We start from the raw sequence: 7792 nt of genomic DNA on the forward strand, positions 1-7792 counted from the left end.
GGCGGCCCGGCCCCGGGCCCCTGCCCGGGGACGACGACGCGCCCCGGCCGGGATGGCCGGGGCGCGTCGGGGAGTCGTCAGCGGGTGGGGCGCTTGATGGTGGAGGCCTTGTTGTTCTTGGCGTGCTCGATGACGCCCTCGGCCACCTCACGCATCGACTTGCGCAGGTCCATCGCGGTCTTCTGGATCCAGCGGAACGCCTCGGGCTCGCTCAGCCCCAGACCGGTCTGCAGCAGCGCCTTGGCCTGGTCGACCGCCTTGCGAGAGGCGAGCCGGTCCGACAGGTCGGCCACCTCGGCCTCGATGGCGCGGATCTCGGCGAACCGGCCGATCGCGATCTCGATCGCCGGCACCACGTCGGAGGCCTCGAACGGCTTGACCACGTAGGCCATCGCGCCGGCCTCGCGGGCCCGCTCGACCAGCTCGCGCTGGCTGAAGGCGGTGAGCATGACCACCGGGGCGATCCGCTCCTCGGCGATCGCCTGGGCGGCGGTGATGCCGTCCATCTTGGGCATCTGGACGTCCATCACCACCAGGTCGGGACGCAGCTCCTGGGCCATCTGCACCGCGGCCTCGCCGTCGGCGGCCTCGCCCACCACCTGGTAGCCCTCGTCGGTCAGCAGCTCGACGAGGTCGAGGCGGATCAGCGCCTCGTCCTCGGCCACCAGGACCCGGGGCTTGCTGCCGGTGGACGCGCTGCTCTCGGTCGCCTCTGCCTCTGTCACTCGCTCTGCCTCTGCCGCTCGGTGGGTCGTTCGGGTGGACGCTGGTCCGGGGGCCACCGTACCGCGTCGGGGAAGGGTGCTGCGTGCCGCCGGGGCACGATCCGCGGCGCCGTCGCGCGCCCGGACGTGCGGCATGCACTACGGTGGACGACGCCCCGGCCCCGATAGCCCAATCGGCAGAGGCGATGGTCTCAAAAACCATTCAGTGTGGGTTCGAGTCCCACTCGGGGCACTCCACCGCCGGTCCCCGCGCATGAGGAGTCTCACACCGCCGGAGACGGCAGGAGGGCCCGGCGTCGGTGACGCCGGACCCTCCTGCGACCCGCTCGGCCGCGCCCCGGGGGCGCGGCCCGGGGTTCACTTCAGCGGGCCGCCGATCCGGCGGACGCGGACCATGTTGGTGGTGCCCGACGCCCCCATCGGGGTGCCGGCCACGATCACCACGCGCTCCCCCTCCACGGCCAGGCCGAGGCGCTCCAGCTCGGCCTCCACCATGAGGATCATCTCGTCGGTGTTGCCGACGGTGTCGACCTTGTAGGCGTCGACGCCCCAGGACAGGGTCAGCGTGTGCAGGGTCTGCTGCTCGGGGGTGAAGGCGACCACGGGGATCGGCGAGCGCAGCCGGGACAGGCGGCGCGCGGAGTCCCCGCTCTGGGTGCAGGCCACCAGGTACTTGGCCCCGATCCGCTCCGCCACCTCGGCCGCGGCCTTGGCGATGACGCCGCCGGTGGTGTGCGGGTCCCAGTTGATGGCGCTGATCTTCTCCAGGCCGTGGCTCTCGGTGTTGTCGACGATCCGGGCCATCGTCTGCACGGTGACGATCGGGTACTGCCCGACGCTGGTCTCACCCGACAGCATCACCGCGTCGGCCCCGTCGAGCACCGCGTTGGCGACGTCGCTGGCCTCGGCCCGGGTGGGCCGCGGTGCGGAGATCATCGACTCCAGCATCTGGGTGGCCACGATCACCGGCTTCGCCCAGCGGCGGGCGGCGTCGACGATCCGCTTCTGGACCAGCGGCACCTCCTCCAGCGGGAGCTCCACGCCCAGGTCGCCGCGGGCCACCATGAAGGCGTCGAAGGCGTCGATGATCTCGTCGAGGTTCTCCACCGCCTGCGGCTTCTCGATCTTGGCGATCACCGGGACGGTGCGTCCCTCCTCGGCCATGATCTGGCGGACGGCCTCGGCGTCGGCGGCGGAGCGCACGAACGACAGCGCCACCATGTCGAAACCGCTGCGCAGCGCCCAGCGCAGGTCGTCGACGTCCTTCTCGCTCATCGCCGGCACGCTGACCGCCACGCCGGGCAGGTTGATCCCCTTGTTGTTGGAGACCGGGCCGCCGACCACCACGGTGGTGACCACCTCGGTGTCGGTGACCTCCTCAGCACGCAGCGTCAGCCGGCCGTCGTCGACGAGGATGGTGTCGCCCGGCGTCACATCGCCGGGCAGACCCTTGTAGGTGGTCGAGCAGCGCTCGGCATCGCCCCCGACGTCGTCGGTGGTGATGGTGAAGCGGGCGCCGTAGGCGAGGTTCTCCTTGCCCTGGGCGAAGCGCCCGAGCCGGATCTTCGGGCCCTGCAGGTCGGCCAGCAGCCCGACGGTGCGCCCGACCTCGGCGGCGGCCGCCCGCAGGTTGGCCAGCCGCTCCTCGTGCTCGCTGTGGTCGCCGTGGCTCATGTTGAACCGGGCGACGTCCATGCCGGCCTCGACCAGCTCCTTCATCCGCTCCGGGGAGGCGACAGCCGGCCCGAGCGTGCACACGATCTTCGCTCTACGCACGTTCCCCGACCCTAGTCGTCCCGGCTCCTGCCAGCACATCGGAGGTGGTGCGCGGTCCACCCAGCGGGACCCGACCAGACCAGTGGGCACCGACGTCTCAGACCAGTGCGGCGCTGGCCCGCTCAGCCCGCGGCGACGACGTCGAGGGCGGCCTGCAGGTCGTCGGGGTACGGCGAGGTGTACGTCACCGGCTCACCGGTGCCGGGGTGCACGAAGCCCAGCCGGACGGCGTGCAGCCACTGCCGCTCCAGTCCGAGGCGGCGGGCGAGCACCGGGTCGCTGCCGTAGACCGGGTCGCCCACGCAGGGGTGGCGGATGGCCTGCATGTGCACCCGGATCTGGTGGGTGCGCCCGGTCTCCAGGTGCACCTCGAGCAGGGTGGTGCCGACGAAGGCCTCCAGCGTGCGGTAGTGGGTGACCGAGTGCCGGCCGCCGTCCACGATCGCCATCTTCCAGTCGTTGCCGGGGTGCCGCCCGATCGGGGCGTCGATGGTTCCGTCGAACGGGTCGGGATGGCCCTGCACCAGCGTGTGGTAGACCTTCTCGACCGTCCGGTCGCGGAAGGCCCGCTTGAGCAGCGTGTAGGCGTGCTCGCTCTTGGCCACCACCATCAGCCCGGAGGTGCCGACGTCGAGCCGCTGCACGATCCCCTGCCGCTCCGGTGCACCGGAGGTGGAGATCCGGAACCCGGCCCCCGCCAGGTGCTCCACCACCGACGGGCCGTCCCAGCCCTGGGTGGGGTGGGCCGCCACCCCGACGGGTTTGTCGACCACCACCAGGTCGGCGTCGTCGTGGACGATCCGCACACCCTCGACCACGGTCGGGGTCACCTCGACCCCGTGCCGCTCCTCGGGCAGGTCGACCTCGAGCATCGCCCCGGCGCTCACCGGGTCGGACTTGGCCACCGGACGGCCGTCGAGCAGCACCCGGCCGGCGCCGATCAGCTCGGCCAGCTGGCTGCGGGAGAGCCCGAGCATGCGGGCGGCGGCGGCGTCGACGCGGTCCCCGTCCAGGCCGTCGGGGACCAGCAGGACCCGGTTCACCACCGCGGCCACCGCCCCGGCTCAGGCGCCGGCGCGCTCACGTGACCCGCTCGCCGCGCAGGGTGGCCTGGCCGAACAGCGACACCCAGGCGATGGTCACCGCGGCGAAGGTGACGCAGACGTCGGCCACGTTGAAGATGGCCGGGAAGTAGGGCAGCTCGAGGAAGTCGACCACGTGCCCGTGCAGCGGGGCCGGCGGGCGGACCAGCCGGTCGGTGAGGTTGCCGCAGACGCCGGCGCCGAGCAGCCCGAACCCGAGCGCCCAGCCGCGGTGCCGGACCCGCCACAGCAGCACCAGCAGCACGACCAGCACGGTCGCCGAGAGCAGGGTGAAGACGATGGTGACGCCCTCCCCCATCCCGAAGGCGGCACCGGAGTTGAAGATCAGCCGCAGCGTGAGCAGCCCGCCGAGCAGCCGCACCGGGTCGCCCTCGACCAGGTGGCTGAGCGCGAGGTGCTTGGTGAGCTGGTCCAGGCCGTAGCCCACGCCGAGGACGCCGAGGATGATGGCGCGGGCCGCCGCCGGCCGGATCCGACCCCGGACGGGTTCGGGTGCGGCGACCGTGTCCTCGGAGATCAGCGACGCTCCTCACGCTGCTTGCAGGTCACGCACAGGGTCGCGCGCGGGAACACCTGCAGCCGACCCTTGCCGATCGGCTGGCCGCAGTTCTCGCAGGCGCCGTAGTGGCCGTCGCGGATGCTGCGCAGCGCCACCAGGCCCTGCTCCAGCATCTCCCGGGCGCTGTGGGCGAGGGTCATCTCCTGGTCGCGCTCGAAGTTGTTGGCGCCGACGTCGGCCGGGTCGCGTCCCGCGCCGTCGGTGCCGTCGCGCATGTCGGCGAGCTCGTGCTCGGCCAGCTCGACCGCGGCCTCCTGCTTGGCGATGTCGGCCAGCAGCTCCTCGATCAGCTCGTGGACCTCCTCGCTGGTCCACGGCTCCTCCCCGTCGCGGAAGGGCAGTGCGGCCGGGTCCACCGACGTCCGCCAGGACAGGTCCTTCGCCGCCCCCGCGGCGCCACGCTTGGCCGAGCTCATCGTGCCTCCTCCTGCTCCCCGGACGCCGGTGCGCCGGAGGACGCGGAGGAGAGTACACGACGGCTTCCACCTCCCGCCGCTCACCCACCCGGTGCCGGCACGCGCCGCGTGGCCGTCGGGGTGCGGGGACGACACAGGGCCCCACCTAGGTGGGGCCCTGCGAGGTGTGCTCGGCGACCGGTGGACCGGTCGGAGGCTCAGCCGTTGTCGCGGATCAGCGCGTCCAGCCGGGGGGTCGCCGTGCCCTGGGCGTGCCCACGACGGCCGGCCGGGGTCGGGCCCTCGCCCTCGCCCTCGCTCTCGTCGTCGAGCAGCACCGGGCGCTGCTTGGGCTGCACGTCGAGGTTCTGCACCCGCTGCAGCTGCTCCTGGAGCAGGTTGGTGAAGGTGCCGCGGTACTCGGCCTCGAAGTCGCGCAGCTCGCGGACCGAGGCGCGCAGGGTGTCGCGCTCGGACTCCAGCTCGGTGAACAGCTGGGTGCGGCGCTCCTCCACCTGACGGGTGAGGTCGTCGGCCTTGGCGGTGGCCTCGTTGCGGACGCGCTCGGCGTTGACGCGGGCCTCCGACTCCACCCGCTCGGCCTTGGTGCGGGCGTCGGTGGTGATCTCGTGGGCCTCGCGCTTGGCGCCCTCGACGGTCTTCTTCGCCTCGTCGCGGGCGTCCTCGACGGTCTTCTTGGCCTCGGCCTGCGCCTCGGTGACCAGGCTCTCGGCCTGCTCGGTGGCCAGCTGGACCAGACGCACCACGGCCGGGCTGGCCTCGGCGCCGGTGGTCACGACGATCTTCTCGGTGCCGCTCTCGGCCACCGCGGTGACCTGCTCCGGCTTCTGCGCGGCGGGCTGCGGCGCCGGGGGCTGCGGCGCGGGAGCGGCCGGCTCGGGCTGCTTCTCCTTGGCCGGCGCCGGCTGGCGCAGGGTGTCCTCGCCGCCCTCGGCCGGGGAGGGAGCGCTCTGCGATGCCTTCAGCGTCTCGATCTGACGCTTGAGCATCTGGTTCTCCTCGACCAGCTGGGCGAAGGAGGCCTCCACGCGGTCGACGAAGAGGTCCACGTCCGTCACCTCATAACCCGCGCGCCGGGCCATGTGGAACTTGGTGTTACGGACTTCCTCCAGCGTCAGGGACATCTCTCACCTCTCGTCGATCGGGCGCGACTCCCGCCGACGATACCCAAGCCACCCGAGCCATGCACCCTCAACCGTGGAGCCGGGGTCGAGGCTCTGCGCTCGAGCCGGCGCTCGTGGTGCCGGGCGGTCGGGAGCGGCGCGGCTCAGCGCAGGAAGAGCGCGGCGTTGACCTGCACGAGGACGAGCACGAGCAGCCACAGCACCATGAAGGAGAGGTCCACCGCGACCTGGCCCACCCGCAGCGGCGGGATGAACCGGCGCAGGAAGCGCAGCGGCGGGTCGGTGACGGTGTAGACGCCCTCGGCCACCACCAGCACCGGTCCCTTGGGCGACCACTGGGGGCTGAACATCGGCACCCAGCTGAGCACCATGCGGGCGAGCAGGATGATCCAGTAGAGCCCGAGCAGCACGCTGATGACGGTTCCGATCAGGTACAACACGACGCGTGCGGCCTCTCTCCCGGACGAGGCCCGGGGTCAGTCGTCAGCTCTGGTTGTAGAACCCGCCGACGATGCGCTCCTTGTCCTCCGCCGTCACGTTGACGTTCTGGGGAGAGATCAGGAACACCTTGCTGGTGACACGTTCGATGGTGCCACGCAGGCCAAAGATCAGACCAGCCGCGAAGTCGACCAGGCGCTTGGCGTCGACGTCCTCCATCTCGGTGAGGTTCATGATCACCGGCACCCCGTCGCGGAAGTGCTCACCGATGGTGCGCGCCTCGTTGTAGGTGCGGGGGTGGACCGTGATGATCCGGGTCATCTCAGCCTCGCGGGGAGCAGGGTTGGGGGCCGGGGCGGTCGCCGTCGGGGTGGCCGTGGCGGCCGGGACGGTCTCGGCGCGGCTCGGCAGCCGGGTGGACAGGTCGGTCACCTTCGCCGACCCGGTCTCCGGGGTCTTCTCGGTGCGGGCGGCGGCCTCCCGTGCGTCGGGGACGTCGGCGGTGAGCTCGTCGTCGGCCCACTCCTCCTCGGCGTAGCGGTCGTTCGAGACCAGCCCCAGCCACTCGGCTGCCCCTCTGAGTCGCCCTGCCATCGTCGTGCCTCCGTCCCGCGCGTCGTCGTGCACCGTGTGCGCGTCCCACACTAGTGCCCGGGAACACCCGCACGGCGCGGCGGACGCGCCGACACGCGGCACATCTCGCGCCCGGCGCGGCGCGGTCAGGCGAACCAGACCAGGGCAGCCTGCCGACCGCTTCCCGCGCCGTCGCGGCGGTGGCTGTGCAGCTCGTCGTCGGTGCGGGTGCAGCGACCGAGCGAGTGCACCGTCACCCCCTGCTGCTCCAGCTGGTCCCGGGCGGCGGCGCCCAGGTCGAGGGAGGGGGTGCCCCAGCTGGTGGTGGCCCGGATCCGCGGGTGCTGGCGGGCGGCGGCGTCCTGCATCTCGGTCGGCACCTCGTAGCAGTCACCGCAGACGTGGGGGCCGATGGTGGCGCTGATCCGCCGCGCACCCGCGCGCCGCATGGCGTCCACGGTGTTGGTCAGCACACCGGCCAGCAGGCCGACCCGCCCGGCGTGCGCGGCCCCGACCACACCGGCGTCGGGATCGGTCAGCACGACCGGGACGCAGTCGGCGACCCGGATCGCGAGCGCCACCCCGGTGCCGATGGCGTCGGTGGCCACCATGGCGTCGGCGACCGGCAGCCGGCTCTGGCCGGGCAGCGAGCTGCCCAGGTGGCCGTGCTCACCCCAGCCGGCGACCAGCTCGGGTGTGACCTCGAGCACGTCGGGGGTGTGCACCTGGCCCAGTGCGACGACGGTGTGCAGGTCGAGCGCGGAGCGGACCCGGTCGAAGTTCTCGCGGACCCCGTCGGGGTCGACGTCGCTGCGGCCGAGGTTGAGGCTGCCCATGGTGCCCCGCGTCACTCCGCCCGAGCGGTCGGTGAAGGCGACGCCGACGCCGTCGCGCACCTCGGTGGCGGCGAACACCTACTTGAGGAAGTCGGGGACGTCCAGGTCGTCCTCGCCGGCCGGCGGGTACGACGGCCGCGGGGTCGGCCGGGCCGGCTGGGTGGGCTGGCCCGAGGACTGCTGGCCCGGGGCGGGCTGGGCGCGGTTCGGGGCGGGCTGGCCGGCGGCGGCCTGCCCGGTAC

9 protein-coding genes and 1 tRNA gene are annotated in these 7792 nt (G+C 72.8%); 1 reads left to right on the forward strand and 9 read right to left on the reverse strand.

Annotated features, from left to right (window positions below):
* Positions 1–77 precede the first annotated feature (77 nt).
* Positions 78–725: an ANTAR domain-containing response regulator gene (locus tag DVA66_RS14155; RefSeq protein ID WP_114560670.1), complete on the reverse strand. Its 648-nt coding sequence runs from the start codon at positions 723–725 to the stop codon at positions 78–80.
* Between the two features lie 158 nt (positions 726–883).
* Between DVA66_RS14155 and DVA66_RS14160 the strand changes: the two genes are divergently transcribed.
* A tRNA-Leu gene (locus DVA66_RS14160) sits at positions 884–957 on the forward strand.
* A gap of 125 nt (positions 958–1082) precedes the next feature.
* Here the strand turns inward: DVA66_RS14160 and pyk are convergent.
* The 8 genes from pyk to DVA66_RS14200 all read right to left on the reverse strand — a co-directional run bounded on the left by pyk (position 1083) and on the right by DVA66_RS14200 (position 7628).
* Positions 1083–2501, reverse strand: coding sequence for a pyruvate kinase (pyk, locus tag DVA66_RS14165; protein ID WP_114560671.1), 1419 nt, complete (start codon positions 2499–2501; stop codon positions 1083–1085).
* Positions 2502–2623: 122 nt separating this feature from the next.
* The gene (locus DVA66_RS14170) at positions 2624–3544 is read right to left on the reverse strand and encodes an RluA family pseudouridine synthase (protein ID WP_114560674.1); all 921 of its coding nucleotides are present in this window, start codon (positions 3542–3544) and stop codon (positions 2624–2626) included.
* Positions 3545–3581: 37 nt separating this feature from the next.
* A complete protein-coding gene (gene lspA, locus DVA66_RS14175) occupies positions 3582–4031 on the reverse strand; it encodes a signal peptidase II (RefSeq protein WP_232821957.1) in 450 nt (149 codons plus the stop codon).
* Positions 4032–4120: 89 nt separating this feature from the next.
* Positions 4121–4579, reverse strand: a complete 459-nt coding sequence (locus DVA66_RS14180; protein ID WP_114125370.1) for a TraR/DksA family transcriptional regulator — start codon at positions 4577–4579, stop codon at positions 4121–4123.
* Between the two features lie 197 nt (positions 4580–4776).
* A complete protein-coding gene (locus DVA66_RS14185) occupies positions 4777–5703 on the reverse strand; it encodes a DivIVA domain-containing protein (protein WP_114560673.1) in 927 nt (308 codons plus the stop codon).
* Between the two features lie 143 nt (positions 5704–5846).
* Positions 5847–6143: a YggT family protein gene (locus DVA66_RS14190; RefSeq protein ID WP_232821958.1), complete on the reverse strand. Its 297-nt coding sequence runs from the start codon at positions 6141–6143 to the stop codon at positions 5847–5849.
* A 43-nt stretch (positions 6144–6186) separates the two neighbouring features.
* Positions 6187–6735 (reverse strand): cell division protein SepF, encoded by a 549-nt coding sequence (locus DVA66_RS14195; protein ID WP_114560676.1) that lies wholly within the window; start codon positions 6733–6735, stop codon positions 6187–6189.
* A 125-nt stretch (positions 6736–6860) separates the two neighbouring features.
* Entirely contained in the window at positions 6861–7628 is a 768-nt protein-coding gene (locus DVA66_RS14200; RefSeq protein ID WP_232821959.1) for a polyphenol oxidase family protein, read from the reverse strand.
* Positions 7629–7792: the final 164 nt, after the last annotated feature.

Source organism: Desertihabitans aurantiacus (genome assembly GCF_003344635.1).
Lineage (GTDB): Bacteria > Actinomycetota > Actinomycetes > Propionibacteriales > Propionibacteriaceae > Desertihabitans > Desertihabitans aurantiacus.